The 18,664-nt window shown below is 63.3% G+C and carries 20 protein-coding genes; 7 read left to right on the top strand and 13 right to left on the bottom strand.

The window, feature by feature from the left end; translation table 11 throughout:
• Nucleotides 1-24: 24 nt before the first annotated feature.
• Complete coding sequence (locus AC0IPL_RS00520) at nt 25-1,080, top strand: transporter substrate-binding domain-containing protein (protein WP_474271161.1); 1,056 nt, start codon at nt 25-27, stop codon at nt 1,078-1,080.
• A gap of 59 nt (nt 1,081-1,139) precedes the next feature.
• On the opposite strand, the gene AC0IPL_RS00515 is transcribed toward AC0IPL_RS00520, so the two are convergent.
• Nucleotides 1,140-1,487: a hypothetical protein gene (locus tag AC0IPL_RS00515; protein ID WP_474271159.1), complete on the bottom strand. Its 348-nt coding sequence runs from the start codon at nt 1,485-1,487 to the stop codon at nt 1,140-1,142.
• Between the two features lie 119 nt (nt 1,488-1,606).
• Here AC0IPL_RS00515 and AC0IPL_RS00510 point away from each other — a divergent pair, with 119 nt between their 5' ends.
• The gene (locus tag AC0IPL_RS00510) at nt 1,607-2,194 is read left to right on the top strand and encodes a HutD/Ves family protein (RefSeq protein ID WP_474271158.1); all 588 of its coding nucleotides are present in this window, start codon (nt 1,607-1,609) and stop codon (nt 2,192-2,194) included.
• On the opposite strand, the gene AC0IPL_RS00505 is transcribed toward AC0IPL_RS00510, so the two are convergent.
• The 4 genes from AC0IPL_RS00505 to AC0IPL_RS00490 form a co-directional block, all read right to left on the bottom strand.
• Nucleotides 2,195-3,562: a formimidoylglutamate deiminase gene (locus tag AC0IPL_RS00505; RefSeq protein WP_474271156.1), complete on the bottom strand. Its 1,368-nt coding sequence runs from the start codon at nt 3,560-3,562 to the stop codon at nt 2,195-2,197.
• A 186-nt stretch (nt 3,563-3,748) separates the two neighbouring features.
• The gene (dapD, locus tag AC0IPL_RS00500) at nt 3,749-4,576 is read right to left on the bottom strand and encodes a 2,3,4,5-tetrahydropyridine-2,6-dicarboxylate N-succinyltransferase (RefSeq protein WP_474271154.1); all 828 of its coding nucleotides are present in this window, start codon (nt 4,574-4,576) and stop codon (nt 3,749-3,751) included.
• Between the two features lie 121 nt (nt 4,577-4,697).
• The gene (locus AC0IPL_RS00495) at nt 4,698-5,297 is read right to left on the bottom strand and encodes a GntR family transcriptional regulator (RefSeq protein WP_474271933.1); all 600 of its coding nucleotides are present in this window, start codon (nt 5,295-5,297) and stop codon (nt 4,698-4,700) included.
• Between the two features lie 54 nt (nt 5,298-5,351).
• Nucleotides 5,352-6,272 carry a threonine/serine dehydratase gene (locus AC0IPL_RS00490; RefSeq protein WP_474271152.1) on the bottom strand — a complete coding sequence of 307 codons (921 nt, stop codon included), beginning with the start codon at nt 6,270-6,272 and terminating at the stop codon, nt 5,352-5,354.
• Nucleotides 6,273-6,420: 148 nt separating this feature from the next.
• On the opposite strand from AC0IPL_RS00490, the gene AC0IPL_RS00485 reads away from it, so the two are divergent.
• Together AC0IPL_RS00485 and AC0IPL_RS00480 are read left to right on the top strand one after the other, a co-directional pair.
• On the top strand, nt 6,421-7,269 hold the full coding sequence (locus AC0IPL_RS00485; protein WP_474271150.1) for an LOG family protein: 849 nt from the start codon (nt 6,421-6,423) through the stop codon (nt 7,267-7,269).
• A gap of 181 nt (nt 7,270-7,450) precedes the next feature.
• The gene (locus AC0IPL_RS00480; protein WP_474271148.1) at nt 7,451-8,893 is read left to right on the top strand and encodes a M10 family metallopeptidase C-terminal domain-containing protein; all 1,443 of its coding nucleotides are present in this window, start codon (nt 7,451-7,453) and stop codon (nt 8,891-8,893) included.
• A 63-nt stretch (nt 8,894-8,956) separates the two neighbouring features.
• Here AC0IPL_RS00480 and rlmN read toward each other — a convergent pair whose 3' ends face one another.
• Nucleotides 8,957-10,144 carry a dual-specificity RNA methyltransferase RlmN gene (gene rlmN, locus AC0IPL_RS00475; protein ID WP_474271146.1) on the bottom strand — a complete coding sequence of 396 codons (1,188 nt, stop codon included), beginning with the start codon at nt 10,142-10,144 and terminating at the stop codon, nt 8,957-8,959.
• A gap of 192 nt (nt 10,145-10,336) precedes the next feature.
• On the bottom strand, nt 10,337-10,864 hold the full coding sequence (locus AC0IPL_RS00470; protein ID WP_474271144.1) for an invasion associated locus B family protein: 528 nt from the start codon (nt 10,862-10,864) through the stop codon (nt 10,337-10,339).
• Nucleotides 10,865-11,044: 180 nt separating this feature from the next.
• Here AC0IPL_RS00470 and AC0IPL_RS00465 point away from each other — a divergent pair, with 180 nt between their 5' ends.
• Nucleotides 11,045-12,043 (top strand): asparaginase, encoded by a 999-nt coding sequence (locus AC0IPL_RS00465; protein ID WP_474271142.1) that lies wholly within the window; start codon nt 11,045-11,047, stop codon nt 12,041-12,043.
• 36 nt (nt 12,044-12,079) lie between these two features.
• Here the strand turns inward: AC0IPL_RS00465 and AC0IPL_RS00460 are convergent, their stop codons facing one another.
• The 5 genes from AC0IPL_RS00460 to serB form a co-directional block, all read right to left on the bottom strand.
• The gene (locus tag AC0IPL_RS00460) at nt 12,080-12,400 is read right to left on the bottom strand and encodes a YciI family protein (RefSeq protein WP_474271140.1); all 321 of its coding nucleotides are present in this window, start codon (nt 12,398-12,400) and stop codon (nt 12,080-12,082) included.
• A 33-nt stretch (nt 12,401-12,433) separates the two neighbouring features.
• A complete protein-coding gene (locus AC0IPL_RS00455) occupies nt 12,434-12,871 on the bottom strand; it encodes an SRPBCC family protein (protein ID WP_474271138.1) in 438 nt (145 codons plus the stop codon).
• 27 nt (nt 12,872-12,898) lie between these two features.
• Entirely contained in the window at nt 12,899-13,219 is a 321-nt protein-coding gene (locus tag AC0IPL_RS00450; protein ID WP_474271136.1) for an ArsR/SmtB family transcription factor, read from the bottom strand.
• Nucleotides 13,220-13,291: 72 nt separating this feature from the next.
• A complete protein-coding gene (locus AC0IPL_RS00445) occupies nt 13,292-14,050 on the bottom strand; it encodes a TSUP family transporter (RefSeq protein ID WP_474271135.1) in 759 nt (252 codons plus the stop codon).
• Between the two features lie 6 nt (nt 14,051-14,056).
• Complete coding sequence (serB, locus tag AC0IPL_RS00440) at nt 14,057-14,944, bottom strand: phosphoserine phosphatase SerB (RefSeq protein ID WP_474271134.1); 888 nt, start codon at nt 14,942-14,944, stop codon at nt 14,057-14,059.
• A gap of 293 nt (nt 14,945-15,237) precedes the next feature.
• Between serB and AC0IPL_RS00435 the strand changes: the two genes are divergently transcribed.
• Complete coding sequence (locus tag AC0IPL_RS00435; RefSeq protein ID WP_474271132.1) at nt 15,238-16,383, top strand: phosphoserine transaminase; 1,146 nt, start codon at nt 15,238-15,240, stop codon at nt 16,381-16,383.
• A 96-nt stretch (nt 16,384-16,479) separates the two neighbouring features.
• On the top strand, nt 16,480-18,075 hold the full coding sequence (gene serA, locus AC0IPL_RS00430) for a phosphoglycerate dehydrogenase (protein ID WP_474271131.1): 1,596 nt from the start codon (nt 16,480-16,482) through the stop codon (nt 18,073-18,075).
• A 59-nt stretch (nt 18,076-18,134) separates the two neighbouring features.
• Here serA and AC0IPL_RS00425 read toward each other — a convergent pair whose 3' ends face one another.
• A complete protein-coding gene (locus tag AC0IPL_RS00425) occupies nt 18,135-18,533 on the bottom strand; it encodes a hypothetical protein (RefSeq protein WP_474271129.1) in 399 nt (132 codons plus the stop codon).
• Nucleotides 18,534-18,664 lie beyond the last annotated feature (131 nt).

The following is an 18,664-nucleotide window of genomic DNA, read 5'->3' as shown; positions in this document are numbered from 1 at the left end:
ACCCGGCCCAATACGAGCTGTTCCGTGCTGTATGTCCGCCTGACCCTTGCCGCTCTCTTCCTGTTGTGGGGGCACATTCTTCCCGCTCAGGTTCTCACGGTCCAGACCGTCACCCGCCCGCCGTTTTCAATGGTTGAGGACGGGCGCGACACCGGCTTCTCCATAGAGCTGATGCGGCTGCTGGCAGAGCGGTTGGGCTGGGAATACCGGATCGACCGCAGCGACAGTTTTGCCGACATGCTGGAGCGCGTGCGCGTGCAGCAGGCGGATCTGGCGGTCGCCAATATCTCCATTACCGCAGCGCGGGAGGTGGAGATGGATTTCAGCCACCCGATTTTCGAAAGCGGCCTGCAAATCATGGTTCAGGCGGATGAGATCCGCGAGCCCTCGCTGTTGCGGGCGATCCTGTCTTGGGATTTGCTGGCGGCGATCGGCATTGCCTTCCTGCTGCTGTTCACGGGCGGCATGTTCATGTGGGTTTTTGAACGCCGCGCCCAGCCCTATTTCGACCGACCGCTGAAGGAGGCCTGGTTTCCCTCTTTCTGGTGGGCACTGAACCTGGTGGTCAACGGCGGCTTCGAAGAGCGGGTGCCGCGCACCCCGTTTGGCCGCATGTTTGGCGTGGTGCTGGTGGTTTCATCCCTGTTCGTTGTCTCCGTCTTTGTGGCCAAGATCACCGCGGTGATGACAGTGGAGGCGATCACCGGCTCGGTCAATTCGGTGAATGATCTGTATGGCAAGTCCGTCGGCACGATCGAGCGCTCTACCGCGGCAGGGTTTCTGGAGCGACGCGAGATTGGCTATGTGGCTTATCCGGGGCTGGACTACATGCTGGAGGCATTTGAGAACGGCGCGGTCAAGGCGATGGTGTTTGATGCGCCGGTGCTGAATTATTATGCCCAGCAAGGTGGCTACCGCTTTGGTCACACAATCGGCCAGCCGTTTCTGCGGGAAAACTACGGGCTGGTGTTTCCGTCAGGATCGCCCTTGGTGGAACAGGTCAACCAGGCCCTGCTGGCGGTGCAGGAGGACGGCAGTTATGATGCCCTCCACCGTAAATGGTTTGGTGGCCGTGACTGACCGTCGCCGTGACTGACCGTGGGCGCGAGTTCGCCTAGCCAGAGACCGCCTTGACCCTGTCAGTGAAACACCGGTTCCTGACCGTCGAAAAACGGGGTCATCTGGGTGACAATAACGGCATTCTCATCCAGTGCGCGCTGCATCAGGCCGCGTTCCTCCTCGCCGATTTCATGACCCTCGGCCTCGCGCTCTGCAAGGGTGCCATAACCGGTGACATCCAGCGGCGCGGTGTCGGCCTGCTTCAGGATTGCTACGGTTTCCCGCACGGCTTCGGCTTCGTCAACGCCGGAAGCATAGATCATCAGCGCCGCCCCTGTGGCGCCATCGGGAAGCCCGTCTCCGTCCTTGCGTCCGATCTGGACAAGCAGGGTGTAGACTTGCTGGCGGGAGGGTTTCTTCTTTTCCATGTCGCCGCCATAGCGCCGCGACCGGGGGCGGTCAATCCCGATGCGCGGTCACGGGGGTTGATGCCCGACGGGTCCTGATATTATGTGTAGGCATAATTCGCGGACCAGAGGAGACCGGGATGCGCTTTTCTGCGAAGGACACCCAACCCGTGGCATGGAAAAACGGCGGCGGCCGCACCCGCGAACTGGCCCGGCACCAAGAGGGTGTTCCCGCCAGCGGGCGGTCCAAGGGGCGGATGGTCTGGCGGATCAGCTTGGCGGATATTGATGAAAGCGGGCCGTTCTCGGCCTTTCCGGGGCTGGCCCGCATTCACACGGTGGTAGCTGGGGCAGGCCACCGGTTGACCGGAGAGGGTGTTACCCTTGTGGCGCAGCCGCTGAAACCGCTGGTGTTTGATGGCGCGCTGGCGCTGGATTGCCAGCTGATCGGTGGTTCCTGCCAGGCGTTTAACGTGATCTACGATCCCGAGTTAGTTCAGGCCAAGGCCCGCGTTCTGCGGGCGGGCGAATGGCCCGTCGATGGGGCCGCAGATTGGGCAGCGGGCGCCGATTGTCATGTGGTCTTCGTGGCGGAGGGCAGCCTGACGTTGGACGGTCACGGCACATTGTCCAACGGGGAAGGGCGGACGCTGGACAGCGCCGTCAGGGGTGAAATCTCCGACGACGGCGCTGTCATTCTGGTGCGATTTGCTCTTGTTAGAGCCTGATCAAAGCTTTTCCACCAACGCCTTGATGGCGGTTCGGTAGCTGGCCAGGACGCTGTCGCGGGCGATGTGGCGACCCTGCTGTACCATGTGGCGCCCGCCGCTCCAGACATCGGTCACCGTGTCATCGCCGGCAGCAAAGCACAGCCCGTCCAGCAACTGTTCCGGCGCCAGGGCGCAGAGGGCCGGTACGGTGCTGTCAATGGCGACCAGATCGGCCAGCGCGCCGGTTTCGATCCGGCCTGCATCACGGGCCAGCGCCTGTGCGCCGCCACGGGCAGCACCCAGATACAGGGTCTCGCCGACCGATCCTTCGCCGGGCACCAGCACGTTGCGCGCCAGATCGCGAAGCCGCTGGGAATACTCCAGCGTGCGCAATTCCTCGACCAAAGAAATCCGCACGTTGGAGTCTGATCCAACGCCAAATGCGCCGCCTTGTGCCAGGTACTCTGCGCCGTTGAACGGGCCATCGCCCAGATTGGCCTCGGTGATCGGGCACAGGCCGGCCACGGCGCCGGAACGTGCCATTCGGGAGGTTTCCGAGGCGGTCATATGGGTGGCGTGGATGAGGCACCAGTTGTCATCGACAGGCGCGTTGTCCAGCAGCCAATCAACAGGCCGCGCCCCCAGCCAGGCCGTGATGTCGGCGACTTCCTTGGGTTGCTCGGAGATGTGGATATGCACCGGCAACCCGTCCTGGATCTTCAGGACCTCGCTTAGATCCTCCGGGCAGGTGGCGCGCAGGGAATGCGGCGCGATGCCGACTTTGGCGTCGTTGGGCAGGTCGCGCGCGGCCAACTCACGGGCGCGGCTGACCAGCTGGGCAAACGCGGGCACGGAATTTCCAAACCGCTGCTGACCGCCATTCAAAGCCTGTTTTTCGGCCCCGCCATAGGTGTAGAGCACCGGCAGATGGGTCAGGCCGATGCCGGTCTGGCTGGCAGCGGCGAAGACCCGTTCGCTGAGTTCGGTCTGCGAGTCAAACTGTGCCCCGCCTGGCTGGTGGTGGACATAGTGAAATTCGCCAACCGAGGCATAGCCTGCCTCCTGCATTTCCATGAAGACCAGCGCGGCGATGGCCTCATACTGTTCCGGGGTGATGTGATCCATGAAACGGTACATCAGCTCACGCCAGGTCCAGAAGCTGTCCTTGCCTGCGGCGCGGAATTCGGTCATGCCGGCCATGGCGCGCTGGAAGCTGTGCGAGTGCAGATTGCCCAGCGAGGGCAGCAGCACATCGGTGCGGGTGTCGCCGTCCTGCGCCGGGACACCGCTGGTCACGGAGCTGATCCGGCCATCTACAACCGTCAGGCGGAGATCCTCGACCCACCCTTGGGGCAGGCGGGCGCGTCGGGCATGAATTGTCTGCATGTGACCCTCTTATGTATAGATGTAATATCTTTAACGGCAGGTTTAACCTGCGGCAAGGGTCTTGCTGGCGGGCGGGGCGCTGCCGCTTCTGCGTGGTGACGATATCCTGAGGATTGGGGTAAAGCCCCAAGAAAAAACGCGCCCGACCAGCGGGCGCGTTTCTCTGCGTGCAGGCTGCGGCGGCACTCAGTCGCGCAGCAGCTCGTTGATGCCGGTCTTGGAGCGGGTCTGTTCGTCGACGCGCTTGACGATCACGGCGCAATACAGGCTGACATTGTTTTTCGACGGCATCGAGCCTGCCACGACAACAGAGTAGGGCGGCACTTCGCCATACATCACTTCACCGGTTTCGCGGTCGACGATCTTGGTCGACTTGCCGATGAACACGCCCATGCCCAAAACAGAGCCCTCGCGCACGATGCAGCCTTCGACCACTTCGGAACGGGCGCCGATGAAGCAGTTGTCTTCGATGATGGTGGGGCCGGCCTGCATTGGTTCCAGCACGCCGCCGATACCGACGCCACCGGACAGGTGCACGTTCTTGCCGATCTGCGCGCAGGAGCCGACGGTGGCCCAGGTATCAACCATGGTGCCTTCGTCCACATAGGCGCCGAGGTTCACGAAAGAGGGCATCAGCACGGTGCCGGGCGCGATATAGGCGGATTTGCGCACGACGCAGTTGGGCACTGCCCGAAAGCCGGCCTCTTTCCACTGTGCTTCGCCCCAGCCGGCAAACTTGCTGTCGACCTTGTCCCACCAGCCGCCAGCCTGCGGACCGCCTTCGTGGATTTCCATATCCTTGATGCGAAAGCCCAGCAGCACGGCCTTTTTGGCCCATTGGTTCACGTGCCAATCGCCGCTGTCCTGCTTTTCGGCTACCCGAAGCTTGCCCGAATCGAGGGCGTTCAGGGTGTCTTCGATGGCATCGCGCTGTTCACCGGTGGTGGCGGGAGTGATGCTGTCGCGCGCCTCCCAGGCGGCTTCGATTGCGGCTTCCAGCTGGGCGTTGGACATGGGGTCTTTCCTTTGGGATCGGTTAGCGTTCGGGGTTTCATAGCGGCATTCTGTGCGCAGGTCATGCCCGGATTGCGTCCAAATTGCCGCCCCCCACGACGGCGCGCCCTATACCGCCGTGTCAGCGCACCCGTCGCAGGTGGCGGCGCAGGATGTCACAGGCCGCGGCGGCGTCGCGGCGGTGCATGGCCTGGACGATGGCGGCATGGTCACTGTCCACCCGGCGGGTCCATTGGTGTTGCCAGTTGGCGAACAGGTGGCGGGCGGCGGCGATATGCAGATCGTCGATCGCCGCCAGCAGGCGCGGCATGGCGCAGGGGGCGAGGATCACCCGGTGAAACGCGCGGTTCAGCCGCTCCCAGCTGGCCATGTCAGCCGCCGCATCGCAGGCCAGCCGCGCGGCCTCTGCGGCCTCGACATCCGCCGGGGTAAGCCGGGCAAAGCCATGGGTCAGTGCCAGCACCTCCAGGGCGACGCGCATTTCGATCACTTCACGGATTTCCGACGGGTCCAGAGCGCTGACGCGGGTGCCGCGGCGCGGCTCAGAGCGGGCCAGCCCGTGGGCTTCCAGCCTTAGCAGCGCCTCGCGGACCGGCACGTGACTGGCCTCAAACTCGCGTGCGATATGTTCCTGACGCAGTTTTTCACCGGCGGCCAGGCTGCCGGTGATGATACGCTCGCTGAGGGCGTGATAAATCATATCGGCAATGGTTGCAGACATGCCCTTGGCGATACAGCCGCTGGTGTATTGCCGCAAGAGATATCCCCGGCAGGGTCAGCCCAGGGGGTCGGGCGCGATGTTGCCGCCACAGATCAACACGGCGACACGTTCACCCGGCTCCGGCCGGTAGGCACCGCACATCAGCGCCGCCAGCGCGGTGGCGCCCGCCGGTTCCACCAGGATCCGCCGCTCGCGCCACAGGGCCGCTTGGGCATCTGTAATGGCGCTGTCGTCGACGGTGAGGGATGTGACGCCCTGCGCGGTGGCCAGACCGTAGCAGATTTCGCCGATGCGTCTTGCACCCAGGGCGTTGGCGGCCACGCCGGACACGTCGACATCCACCGGCGCACCCGCCTCCAGTGCCTGGTGCAGCGCGCAGGAGGTCCGCGGCTCGACCGCGACAATCTTCTTTGTGCCCTGGAACCAGGCCAGCGCACCGCCGATCAGCCCGCCACCGCCGACGGCAATGAGCAGCGTATCAGCGGCCAGTCCCTGGTCTTGCCATTCTGCAAAGCAAGTGCCCTGTCCCGCCACGGTGGCGGGCGCGTCATAGGCGTGGACCTGCATTGCGCCGGTCGCCTGCTCATAAGCCTGCGCCTGTTCCAGCGCATTGGCGTAGGCTCCGGGCACAACCTGCAAATCGGCGCCGCTTCTTTTGATGAGGGCGATTTTGGCAGGGCCTGCCATCTCCGGCACGTAGATCCGCGCCTTGTGCCCCAGCTGGTGCGCCGCAAAGGCGGCCGCAGCGCCGTGGTTGCCGCCAGACGCTGCAACCAGCCCGGCGTCAGGTACTGGCTGGCTGAGCAATGTGTTGAAGGCCCCGCGGGCCTTGAAGCTGCCGGTGTGCTGCATGTGCTCCAGTTTCAGCTCTACCGGATGGGGCAATCCAAAGCCCTGTGTCTGCATGACCGGGGTTTGCTGCACATGGGAGCGGATCCGCCCCGCCGCTGCCGTGATTTCTGCCTTCCAGTCCATCTGCGCTCCTGCCAATTTCGGTGTTGCGCCGCAAGCTTAGCTGGGTAGTGGCCGGGCGCAAGCCGATCAAAGTTCCTGCATTCTTGATTGGCGCGGCGCCGTAAGGAAGGCTACAAGGGAAGTCCTGATATTCTTGTTTGGATTGCCCATGACCGAAGATCGTCACAGCCGTTTCCGCGATGCCCACTCGGATCGCAGCCGGGCCGAACATGTGCCCGCAACCCCGCAGACCCAGGCATCCGCCTATCGCCTGGCCTTTGCCGATGAGGAATTCCTGTGTCGCGAAGAGCTGCGCCCCGTGCGCTTGCAGCTGGAGCTGTTGAAGCCCGAGGTGATGCTGAATGAATATGGGATCAACAGTACCATCGTCATGTTCGGTGGTGCCCGCATCCCGGATCCGCAGCACAAGGATCAGGCCAGAACCCAGACACTGGCCGATCTGTCGCATTACTACGACGAGGCCCGGGAGTTCGCCCGCCTGATGACGGAACAATCCAAGCGGAGTGGCGGCCGCGAAAACGTTGTGGTGACGGGCGGTGGACCGGGGGTGATGGAGGCAGGCAACCGGGGCGCGCATGATGCGGGCGGGCGGTCCATCGGTCTGTCGATTGTGCTGCCGCACGAACAGGCGCCCAATGGCTATGTCACGCCGGATCTCAGCTTCAATTTCCACTACTTCGCCATTCGCAAAATGCACTTCCTGATGCGCGCGCGCGCGATCACCGTTTTCCCGGGCGGCTTTGGCACTTTGGATGAATTGTTCGAAAGCCTGACGCTGATCCAGACGGGCCGAATGGAGCGGGTGCCCTTCCTGCTGTTCGGCAAGGCCTTCTGGGAGAAAATCATCAACTGGGACGCATTGGCCGACGCGGGCACAATTTCGAAGCAGGATCTGGATCTGTTCCGGTTCGTGGACACCGCCAAGGAAGCGGTGCAGATCATCGACAATTGGGACCCTGCGCCGCCAAGGGATAGCATTCCCGGCCGCGAGGGCTAGGGCTGTTGCGTTATTTGTGGAGTGGCGGAGCGTTGCCGTCAGGGCAAGGGCATCTTGGGCCAGTTCGGCAGGTTTGATGTCTTGCCCTCCCGTAGTTTTGCGCCTAGCCTTTTCGCCTTATGATTGATTTAGCGTGCTGTTGGCGCGCGCCGCACAGCCCAAAACCGGAGGCAGACCCAACGTGCCCGTAGTCCGCGACCACACCGCAATTCTCGCCATGCTGGAAGATGATCGATTCCGTTGGAACAGCGGGGCTGATGCCGGGCTGGGCGTTGTGGTGACCTATAGTTTCACCCAGAGCGCGGCGCTGGGCAACGCGGCAAGCGATCCCCATGGTGCCAGCCAGTACATCGCCCTCTCGGAGACGCAGCGCGATTACACGCGTGCGGCTTTCAGCCAGTTCGAACAGGGCGTCGGCCTGCGCTTTGTCGAGGTTGACGGCCCGGCGATGATAAACCTGTACGGAACTCCATCGTTTGCGGGCAACACGGCTGGCTGGGGACACTACCCCTGGGCCAGCCAGGACCGGGCCGGTAGCGGCGACATCGTTATCAAGCTGGACCAGATGGGGGCAACTTCGGTTGCGCCAGGCACATTCCACTACGAGGTTATCCTGCATGAGATCGGCCATGGTCTGGGGCTGTCGCACCCGCATGAGGGGGATCTGACCCTGGCGGGTGATCTGGACAATAGTAGCCAGACCGTGATGACCTACAATTTCGGCTACACCTATGCGTATGGGCCGGGGCTGCTTGACTATGCTGCGCTGCAGCACATCTACGGCAGCGATGCCCAGTTCGCGGGGTGGGATTTCGGCACCACCCGCAGCGGCGGGGTGCGGATAGAAGCCGCCGATGGCGATGACATCATGCTGGCACCGGGGCAGGACAGTCGGATGCTGGGCGGCGGCGGTTCCGATACGCTGACCGGCCGTGAAGGCGACGACGATCTGCTGGGTGGATCGGGGGATGACAGTCTGACAGGGGGCAGCGGCGAGGACCACCTGCACGGCAATGTCGGCAACGACCGGTTGCTTGGGGGGCAAAGCAGCAGCGGGTATTCAGGCAGCGGCGCGGATACATTGGACGGCGGCCCTGGGGAGGATACCCTATACGGCGGCGGTGGCCGGGACCGGCTTTTGGGCGGCAATGGGCGCGATCATCTGTATGGGGGCGACGGGCGCGACGCGCTGCATGGTGGCGACAAGGGCGATGTGCTGATCGGCGATTTCGGAACTGCCGGAACCGGTGGCTCCGCTCGGGACCGGCTGTCTGGCAACCGAGGCAGCGATTCGTTGTATGGCGATGGTGGCAATGACGTGCTGAACGGCGGCAGCGGCAACGATCTGCTCAGCGGGGGGCGCGGGCGGGATTTGTTGACCGGCGGCAATGGGGCAGATGTGTTTGTCTTTACCTGGGCCGATGCCGGACGACGGGACGTGATCCGCGACTTTGAGGCCGGGCGCGACCAGATTGATCTCAGCGATTATTCACTGAATCTGGAGGACTTCGGAGACCTTACGGTGACCACGCGCTTTGGCAACACGTTCGTGTCCGGCGGTAGTCTCGATATCAAGCTGGAGGACTACAAAGGCGGCCTCGCGGCGGACGATTTCATCTTTTGAGCCGACGCGTTTGCGCACGCCTGACCGCCGCTGGTTCACCGGTGTTGCTGCGGGCCGCCGGGATCACTTGACCCCAGCTTCTGCCTCAATCTGCTTGCGGCTCTTGCGGGCGCGCTCGGTGGCCGACTTCAGCTGACCGCAAGCTGCCATGATGTCATCGCCGCGGGTCTTTCGGATCGGCGAGGCGTAGCCCGCCTGATAAATGATATTGGCAAACGCCCGGATCCGGTTGTTGGACGACCGTTTGTAGGGCGCGCCTGGCCATTCGTTGAAAGGGATCAGGTTGATCTTGGCCGGGATGTTGTAGCGCTTGATATGGTCCAGCAGCCGGTGCGCGTCTTCGTCCGTGTCGTTCACACCGTCCAGCATCACATATTCAAAGGTGATCCGCTCCGAGTTCGACACCTTGGGATAGTCCGCCAGTGCCTGCAGCAGCGCGTCGATGTTCCAGCGTTTGTTGATCGGCACCAGCATGTCGCGGGTTTCATCCGTGGTGGCATGGAAGGACACCGCCAGGAGACAGCCGATTTCCTCGGCGGTGCGGGCAATTTCCGGCACCACGCCGGAGGTCGACAGAGTGATGCGGCGGCGGCTGAGGGAAATGCCCTCGGGGTCCATGGCGATTTTCATCGCGTCGCGCACGTTGTCGAAGTTGTACAGTGGCTCCCCCATGCCCATCAGAACGATGTTGGACAGTAGGCGGGTTTCGTCCTTGGGCGCGCCGGGGGTGGGCCATTCCTCCAGATCGTCCCGCGCCATCATCACCTGGCCGACGATTTCGGCCGGCGTCAGGTTGCGCACAAGCTTCTGGGTGCCGGTGTGGCAGAAGGAGCAGGTCAGGGTGCAGCCCACCTGGCTGGAGATACACAGCGTGCCGCGGTCATCCTCGGGGATATAGACCACCTCCACCTCATGCCCGCCCGCGATCCGCACCAGATACTTGCGGGTGCCATCGGTAGAGACCTGTTTGCTCACCACCTCGGGAATACGGATCTCGAAATGCTCGTCCAGCTGGGCGCGATAGGCTTTGGCCAGATTGGTCATCTCGGCAAAGTCGCGCTTGCCCCATTGGTAGATCCACTGCCAGATCTGACCGACGCGCATCTTGGCTTGCTTTTCTGGCGTGCCATGTTCGATCAGCACCTCGCGCATGCGCGCGCGGGTCAGGCCGACAAGGTTGATCTTGCCACCCTCGGGTTCCTTGCGGGGCAGGGTCAATACGTCTTGGGTGATCGGCGCGCTGGCGGTCATGGCATGTGCCTCGGTGCTGGTGGGCGGATGCGGCTCTATATAGGATTTCGCCAGAAGATCAAAAGAGATTCCTACAGCGCTTTTTTCAGGCACCGCCGCGACCGATGATCTGCGCGCCCGGGTCAGGTCGGTGCAGCCGTAAAAACAAAACCCCGGCGCGGGCCGGGGTTTTCAGGGAAGGCCAGCTGCGACTTACTTGGTGCAGCGTTTTTCCGCATCATCCATCGCTGCGGTAAAGCCCAGCAGAGAAAACGTATCCTTGGTCTGGGTGCCGCGCGCGGAGCGTGCCGTCAGCACGGCCTCGGCGCCGCGCTTCATTGCGGCGATGACCTTGGCGTCCTCGCCCTCCACCGGCCAGGCCCATTCGCCATCGGTGATCATCTCGAATTCGGAATCGCCGATGTCTACGTTCACGGTCGAGCCGGGTGCAAACGGATAGCCGCCGGTGAAGCTGACCGCACCCTTGGGGTTTGCGTCGCCGCGGAAGGTGACAAACAACTGGATCGCGCTGCGCCGCACCGCCACAACACGGCCGTCGCGGGTGTTCACGGTTTCCTTGGGGGCGGACACGCCCCAGCATTCGCTTGGATTGTCGCCTTCAAACACGCTCCAGTCCACATTTGCCGCGACCCGATTGGTCGAGGTTGCTTGTGCTGATGCGGTGGTTGCCAATGCTGCCAGACACAGGCCCGCAGCTATGCGGGCGAGTTTCGATGCCATTTGTCCCGACTCCAAGACTGTTCGTTTCACCTCAAGTTCAATCAAAGGGTCCGCAGCGTTTCAGTCGCTGTCTGTGCCGATCCCCTCGCTTGCGCTACACAATCACACTAACGTATCCAGCACCACGGGTGAAAGTGCGTTTTGGCAGGATTTCGCCCACTTAATATGAAGGGAGACATCATGCCGAAACCTGTGCCGATGGCCGAAGTCTGGCGCGGCCCGCTGCTGGAAAGCCTGCATCTGGGTCACGCCGTTGTTTGCGACGATAGCGGCCAGGTGGTGCGCAGCTGGGGGGATCCGGATGCAGTCATCTACCCGCGCAGTTCGGCCAAGATGATCCAGGCGCTGCCGCTGGTGACCTCAGGCGCTGCCGCGCGCTATGGCCTCACCTCGGAACAGCTGGCTTTGGCCTGCGCATCGCACAACGGTGCCCATATTCACACCGACCGGGTGACCAGCTGGCTTGCGCAGCTGGGGCTGGCGGATGACGATTTTCGCTGTGGTCCGCAGCTGCCCGATGACATCCCGGCGCGCAACGAGCTAATCAAGACCGACAGCAGCCCCTGTCAGGTGCACAACAACTGTTCCGGCAAGCACGCAGGCTTTCTGACCCTTAACCAATATCTGGGCGGCAACGCTGAATATATCGAGGTGGATCACCCGGTGCAGCAGGCCTGCTTGGCTGCGTTCGAGGAGACCACCGGCCAGGACAGTCCCGGTTACGGCATTGATGGCTGCTCGGCGCCGAATTTTGCCACGACGGTCACCGGACTGGCGCGGTCCATGGCCTGGTTCGCCAGCGCCGCGGACCGGTCCGACCGCGCCTCGCAAGCGGCGCAGCAGTTGGTGGGGGCTATGACCGCGCATCCCGAACTGGTGGCGGGTGAAACCCGCGCCTGCACCAACCTGATGCGCGCAATGGGGGGCAAGGTGGCGATCAAGACCGGTGCCGAAGCGGTGTTCATCGCCATCCTGCCAGAGCAGAAGCTGGGCGTGGCGCTGAAAATTACCGATGGTGCCACCCGCGCCAGCGAATGTGCCATCGCGGCGCTGCTGGTCAGTCTTGGTGTGCTGGAGGCGGATCACCCGGAAACCCGCAAGTACATGAACAAGATACTTTACAGCCGACTCGGGCTGGAATGCGGCGCCATTCGCCCCGCGGCGGAATTGCTGTTCTGAGAGGAAATGCCCCGGTCCGGAACCGGGGCATTTGCCTTACATTTCCATCTCGATCACTTCGGCCACTTCGACCGAGCCGTGGCCATCCGACACCATTGGGCACCCCTTGGCCATGTCGCAGGCGGCCTCGATGCTGTCGGCCTTGACGACGGTGTATCCTGACAAAGGATTGGCGCCCCCGTGATCCGATACGCCTTCGGCGCTGACCGTTTTGGACATGCCGACGGGATTTCCGGGGATTTGGACGGCTTCGCCCATGTTTTCGAACCAAGACGACCAAGCCGCCATTTCCTTGGCACCTTCTTCCTCGGTTTCCGGCTTCTTGCCGCCGTGGTAGGCAAAAATATACTGAGGCATTGGTCTTCTCCCTTGGTTGCTGCTGTTGATCGTTCAGGTATGCCGGGTCAGCGCCTCCTCCAGCTTGCACAGGGTGGAGGTCCAGCCCTCCTCATGGCGGGCGGCGATCTCGTCATCTCCCAGATCGCGGTGGTCGACCATCAGCATGGCGCCATCGGTGGTGGCTGCGATGGTAAAGATTACATGGCTCTCGGCGCCGCGGCTGCCGTCGTCGCCGTGCCAAGCCCAGGTGAAGCCCACCGATTTCGGCGCGTCCACATGGGTCACTTGTCCTGACACATGGAACCGGTCTCCGTCGTCGTTCTGCATCACCGAATGCCACGGGCCGGTGCGGCTGAGATCCAGTGCGTGTTCGGGAATATGAATGCCCTCGGGGCCCCACCACTGCAGGAGCAGCTCCGGCGTGGTCACCCAGGCAAACAGCCGCTCCGGGCTGGTGTCAAAGACGCGCCGCAGGTGCAGATCGGCCATGCTGTGGTCTCCCTCTGTCTCAGGTCTTCACTTACCTTCTTCCGTCAGCGCGGTCCCGAGCCGGTCCAGACTGCCTTCCCAAAAGGCGCGCCGCGACCGGGTCCAGCTGGCAATCATCCGCAGTCCCTCCGGCCGGGCGGAGTAGAGCCGCCGCGTGCCCTCGGCGCGCTGGCTGACCAGCCCGGCCTCGCGCAACACCTTCAGGTGGCGCGAAATTGCCGGCGGAGAAATGCCCGCCGCGGGCGCGAGGTCGCCCGCCGGCAGCTCTCCCTCGGCGACCAGCTGTTCGACAATCGACAGGCGGGTTTCATCGGCCAAAGCGGCGAAGGACTTGGTCAGGGTATTCATGCTTCATTATTAACTATTTTGTTAAATAATGGAAGCAGAAGTTTTGCGGCTCGCGTGCGCAGTGCAGGCTGTTCAGATCATGTCCCACAGCAGTTTTGCCGCCAGCGTGACGGAGGTCAGTACCAGCAGCGGCTTTATCAGCCGGGCGCCTTGGTTCTGCGCCAGTTTCGCCCCGGCCTGCGCGCCGGCGATCTGCGCCAGACCCATCAGGATCCCGGTGATCCACCAGGGCGTGGCGACAAAGGCAAAGGCCAACAGCGCGCCGGCGTTGGAGGCAAAGTTCAGCAGCTTCGTATGCGCGGTGGCCTTCAGAATGCCGTAGCCCGCAAGGCTGACGAAGGCGAGCATGTAAAAACTGCCGGCGCCCGGCCCCAGCAGCCCGTCATAGGCGGCACACAGCGGCACCATTGTGGCGGTGAACAGCGCGGGCGACAGGCGCCGTGCGCGGTCCAGATCGCCCAGGCCCTTCTTGGTGGCAAAGAAGATGGCAATGCCCACCAGCAGCACCGGCAGCACCATGCGGATCCAGTCCGTCGGCAGCACCGACACCAGCAGAGCCCCCGCGATTGAGGCGGCAAAGGCCAAGAGCGCTGGCCCCGCCTGTGCGCGCAGATTCACATGGCCGCCACGGGCATAGCTGAGCGCCGCGGTGCCCGCGCCGAACAACCCCTGAATCTTGTTGGTCGACAAGGCTTGCAAAGGCGAAGCGCCCGCCAGCAGCAGCACCGGCACGGTGATCAGCCCGCCGCCGCCTGCCACCGCGTCAATGAAACCCGCAACAAACCCTGCCGCCAGCAACAGCAGCAGGGTCTCGAAACCCACTTCCAGCATGTGATGTCAGCCTTCGGATGCGGTTTTGAAATCAGTTTGTGCGTAACCCTGGATAAACAACAGGGCCGTCAGATCGCCGTGGTTGATGCGGATCTCGCATTCGGCCGCCACCGAGGGTTTGGCGTGCAGCGCAACCCCGGCTCCCGCCCGCTTCAGCATGCCCAGGTCATTGGCACCATCGCCGACGGCCATCACGTCAGTCTCAGAGATCCCAAGTCGGGCGGTGATCTGCTCCAGTGCTTCCACCTTGGCCTCGCGGCCCAGGATCGGTCGTACCGCTTCGCCGGTCAGCTTGCCATCCTGCACCAACAGCGTATTGGCGCGGTTCTCGTCAAAACCCAGCTCCGCCGCCACCTGCGCGGTAAAGGCGGTGAACCCGCCTGACACAAGCGCCGCATAAGCGCCCGCGGCCTTCATTGTCGCCAGCAGTTGTGGCCCGCCCGGCATCAAGGTGATGCGCTCTTTCAGCACTTTGGCAATCACCGGCTCAGGCAGATCTTTCAGCAGGCCGACCCGTTCGATCAGCGCGCCTTCGAAATCCAGCTCGCCGTTCATTGCCCGTGCGGTGATTTGCTTGACCCGGCTGCCCACGCCGGCTTCCTCGGCCAACTCGTCGATGCATTCTTGCTGGATCATGGTCGAATCCATGTCGGCCAGCAGCATCTTCTTGCGCCGCTCTGCCTGCGGCTGGATCACCAAGTCGACGCCGCTGCCCTGCAATTCCGCCCAGACGTCCCAGCGGTTGCCGGGCATCTCTTCCAGCGGGAATTCGGCAGCGGTGCCGGGAGCCAGCCAGGTCACGGTGCCGCCGCCCCAGGCGTTGCGCAACGAGTCCGGCAGGGCGGGCTCCAGCACCGGGGTGGCAGGGTTGCAAAGCAGGGTAGCGACAAACATCGGCGGCTCCGTGGCATCGGTTGTTTCCCGGTGTCATAGCCGCCCACCCGGCAAACGACCAGAGTGTTGACCGTGGCGCGATGGTCGCGGGGCGGTTGGCCCGCCATCCGGCGGCCCGCGGCGGCATCGAACGGGGGCGGCTGTTTCCGATGGTGGATTTTCTGTGTCGCAAAAATCGGGTGATTGGCCGTTTTGAACGATTTTGCCTGTTGCGAGTCGCGAGGCGGCGCTCTAGCTCTGATCGCGGGACACCCCTCCCCAACGAGGGGCGCTTATCTGGAAGGGTAGCATTTATGGCTATTGCACAACCGGCCGCGCGGCCGGCCAACCCGCGTTTTTCGTCTGGCCCCTGCGCCAAACCCCCCGTCTTTGATCTGGCCAAACTGTCCGACGCGCCCTTGGGCCGCTCGCACCGCGCCGCGGTGGGCAAGGACAAGCTGCTGGCTGCGATCGAAGGTACGCGTGAGCTGCTGAACATCCCCGCAGACTACAAGATCGGCATCGTGCCCGCCTCCGACACCGGCGCGGTTGAGATGGCGATGTGGAACCTGCTGGGCGAACGCAAGGTCGAGATGCTGGCCTGGGAAAGCTTTGGCGCCGGCTGGGTCACCGATGTGGTCAAGCAGCTGAAGATCGACGCCGAGGTGAAAACTGCCGACTATGGCCAGATCGTGGATCTTGCCAGCGTCGATTTTGCCAATGACGTGGTCTTCACCTGGAACGGCACCACATCCGGCGTGCGGGTTGCCAACGGCGACTGGATCGCGGCCGACCGCGCCGGTCTGACCATCTGCGATGCGACCTCTGCCGCCTTCGCGCAGGATCTGCCCTGGGACAAGCTAGATGTGACCACCTTCTCCTGGCAGAAGGTGCTGGGCGGCGAAGCGGCGCATGGCATGATCATCCTGAGCCCCCGTGCAGTGGCGCGTCTGGAAAGCTACACCCCCGCTTGGCCGCTGCCCAAGATCTTCCGCCTGACCAAGGGTGGCAAGCTGATCGACGGCATCTTCAAGGGCGCCACCATCAATACGCCGTCGATGCTGGCGGTGGAGGATTACCTGCTGGCGCTGGACTGGGCACGCTCTGTCGGTGGTCTGGAAGGGCTGATTGCCCGCGCCGATGCCAATGCGCAGGCGGTGTTCGTTTTCTGCGAAGCGAGGCCCTGGATCGCCAACCTGGCGGAGGATCCGGCAACGCGTTCCAACACCTCTGTGTGCCTCAAGTTCACCGATGAACGCATCCAGGAGGGCGCCGCCTTTGCCAAGGCCGTGGCCAAGCGCCTGGAAGCCGAGGACGTGGCGCTGGACGTCGGCGCCTACCGTGACGCGCCTGCGGGCCTGCGCATCTGGTGCGGCGGCACGGTTGAGACCGCGGACATCCAGGCAATGCTGCCCTGGCTCGAATGGGCCTTCGAGGCCGAGATCGCCGCACAAGGCTGATCCGTGATCCCCGTTGCCCGGCCCGCGCCGGGCAGCGCCAGACATTCTCCGTTTTTCGGGCCGCACCCCGGCCTCTGCATATGAAGGACCACATCAATGGCTCCCAAAGTTCTCATCTCCGACAAGCTTTCCGAAGCCGCCGTTCAGATCTTCCGTGACCGCGGCATCGAGGTCGACTTTCAGCCCGACGTGGGCAAGGACAAGGAAAAGCTGGCCGAAATCATCGGCCAATACGACGGTCTCGCGATCCGCTCCGCCACCAAGGTGACCGACAAGATTCTCGAGAACGCCGAGAATCTCAAGGTGATCGGCCGGGCCGGCATCGGCACCGACAATATCGACAAGGAAGCGGCGTCCAAGCGCGGCGTCATCGTGATGAACACGCCCTTCGGCAACATGATCACGACCGCCGAACACGCCATCGCGATGATGTTCGCCGTGGCGCGCCAACTGCCGGAGGCCTCCGCCTCGACCCACGCGGGCAAGTGGGAGAAGTCCAAGTTCATGGGCGTCGAGCTGACAGGCAAGACGCTGGGCGTGATCGGTGCCGGCAACATCGGCGGCATCGTCTGCGACCGCGCCCGCGGCCTGAAGATGAAAGTTGCGGCCTTTGACCCCTATCTGAGCCAGGAAAAGGCCGACAAGATGGGCGTTGAGAAGGTGGAGCTGGACGAGCTCTTGGCTCGCGCCGACTTCATCACCCTGCATGTGCCGTTGACCGACCAGACCCGCAACATCCTGTCCAAGGACAACCTGGCCAAGACCAAGAAGGGTGTGCGCATCATCAACTGTGCCCGCGGCGGTCTGGTGGACGAGGCCGCGCTGGCGGAGCTGCTGACCTCCGGCCATGTGGCAGGCGCCGCCTTTGACGTCTTTGCCGAAGAACCGGCCAAAGAAAACGCCCTGTTCGGCCTGCCCAACGTGGTCTGCACCCCGCACCTGGGCGCCGCCACCACCGAGGCGCAGGAAAACGTTGCCCTCCAGGTCGCAGAGCAGATGTCGAACTATCTGCTGACGGGCGCCGTGGAAAACGCGCTGAACATGCCATCGGTCACCGCCGAGGAAGCCAAGGTTATGGGGCCGTGGATCAAGCTGGCCGATCACCTCGGCAGCTTTGTTGGCCAGATGTCGGATGAACCGATCCAGGCGATCAACATTCTTTATGATGGTGTCGCCGCGGACATGAACCTGGACGCCCTGAACTGCGCGGTGATCGCAGGCATCATGAAGCGCGCCAACCCCGAGGTGAATCTGGTCTCTGCCCCGGTCGTTGCCAAGGAGCGCGGTATCCAGATTTCGACCACCAACCAGGACAAATCCGGCGCCTTTGACGGCTACATCAAGGTGACCGCAGTCACCGCCAAGCGCGAGCGTTCGGTTGCGGGCACTGTGTTCTCGGACGGCAAGCCGCGCTTCATCCAGATCAAGGGCATCAACATCGAGGCGGATGTGGGAGCGCATATGCTCTATACCACCAACAATGATGAACCCGGCATCATCGGCACCCTGGGCCACACCCTTGGCGACAACGGTGTCAACATCGCCAATTTCACCCTGGGCCGGGCCGCGGCCGGCGGCGAGGCGATTGCGCTGTTGTACGTGGATGAAGCCGTCCCGGCCGAGGCCCGCGCCAAACTGGCCGAGACCGGTATGTTCAACCAGATCAAGCCGTTGCAATTCGACGTCGCCTGATCCGGGGACCATCTGAAACACCCGCGCCCCCGCAGAACTCTGCGGGGGCGTTTGCCGTTTCAGCCCCGCTGGGGCACCGCGTCACGCGCCTGCGATGGGGTGCCACGCAGCACCACGCTCGCAAAGATCACCATCGACACAAGCCCCACCAGCGACCCGATCTGTGCCAGCACTTCGGTGCGCTCCAGGATTGCCAGCGGGATGCCCGGAATCAGCAGCAGCAGTGTCAGCACCGTCGCCGCCAGATGCAGCCGCGGCAACAGCCCCGCCGCAGCGCCCGGCAGCAGGTGGTAATAGAATGCAAAGATCGAGCAGCTGACCCAACCCAGCAGATTCAGATGCCCATGGGCCGGCGACAGCAGGTGATCCTCGCTTGCCGACATCTGAATTCCCCACACCATGCCCGCCAGCACTGATCCCAGCGCCAACAGCATGAACCAACGTGCAATTCCTGTCATGACCATCCCTCCCGGTCTGTTATGTCCGTTTTATGTTCCCATAAGATGTGGCAATTTCGTCGCGCGGCCAGCCCTGTTTATCCGCCGCAAGGCTTGAGCCCCTCATCGCAATCCGGCATCACCGTCCCAGA

It is taken from the genome of Leisingera sp. SA32, from assembly GCF_056033425.1.
This window is presented reverse-complemented; position numbering and strand designations above follow the sequence as displayed.

Coding starts and splice junctions, on each gene's coding strand:
- AC0IPL_RS00515 (WP_474271159.1), bottom strand. CDS start 1,487: ATGGAAAAGAAGAAACCCTCCCGCCAGCAAGTCTACACCCTGCTTGTC.
- AC0IPL_RS00510 (WP_474271158.1), top strand. CDS start 1,607: ATGCGCTTTTCTGCGAAGGACACCCAACCCGTGGCATGGAAAAACGGC.
- AC0IPL_RS00505 (WP_474271156.1), bottom strand. CDS start 3,562: ATGCAGACAATTCATGCCCGACGCGCCCGCCTGCCCCAAGGGTGGGTC.
- dapD (WP_474271154.1), bottom strand. CDS start 4,576: ATGTCCAACGCCCAGCTGGAAGCCGCAATCGAAGCCGCCTGGGAGGCG.
- AC0IPL_RS00495 (WP_474271933.1), bottom strand. CDS start 5,297: ATGTCTGCAACCATTGCCGATATGATTTATCACGCCCTCAGCGAGCGT.
- AC0IPL_RS00490 (WP_474271152.1), bottom strand. CDS start 6,272: ATGGACTGGAAGGCAGAAATCACGGCAGCGGCGGGGCGGATCCGCTCC.
- AC0IPL_RS00485 (WP_474271150.1), top strand. CDS start 6,421: ATGACCGAAGATCGTCACAGCCGTTTCCGCGATGCCCACTCGGATCGC.
- rlmN (WP_474271146.1), bottom strand. CDS start 10,144: ATGACCGCCAGCGCGCCGATCACCCAAGACGTATTGACCCTGCCCCGC.
- AC0IPL_RS00470 (WP_474271144.1), bottom strand. CDS start 10,864: ATGGCATCGAAACTCGCCCGCATAGCTGCGGGCCTGTGTCTGGCAGCA.
- AC0IPL_RS00465 (WP_474271142.1), top strand. CDS start 11,045: ATGCCGAAACCTGTGCCGATGGCCGAAGTCTGGCGCGGCCCGCTGCTG.
- AC0IPL_RS00460 (WP_474271140.1), bottom strand. CDS start 12,400: ATGCCTCAGTATATTTTTGCCTACCACGGCGGCAAGAAGCCGGAAACC.
- AC0IPL_RS00455 (WP_474271138.1), bottom strand. CDS start 12,871: ATGGCCGATCTGCACCTGCGGCGCGTCTTTGACACCAGCCCGGAGCGG.
- AC0IPL_RS00450 (WP_474271136.1), bottom strand. CDS start 13,219: ATGAATACCCTGACCAAGTCCTTCGCCGCTTTGGCCGATGAAACCCGC.
- AC0IPL_RS00445 (WP_474271135.1), bottom strand. CDS start 14,050: ATGCTGGAAGTGGGTTTCGAGACCCTGCTGCTGTTGCTGGCGGCAGGG.
- serB (WP_474271134.1), bottom strand. CDS start 14,944: ATGTTTGTCGCTACCCTGCTTTGCAACCCTGCCACCCCGGTGCTGGAG.
- AC0IPL_RS00435 (WP_474271132.1), top strand. CDS start 15,238: ATGGCTATTGCACAACCGGCCGCGCGGCCGGCCAACCCGCGTTTTTCG.
- serA (WP_474271131.1), top strand. CDS start 16,480: ATGGCTCCCAAAGTTCTCATCTCCGACAAGCTTTCCGAAGCCGCCGTT.
- AC0IPL_RS00425 (WP_474271129.1), bottom strand. CDS start 18,533: ATGACAGGAATTGCACGTTGGTTCATGCTGTTGGCGCTGGGATCAGTG.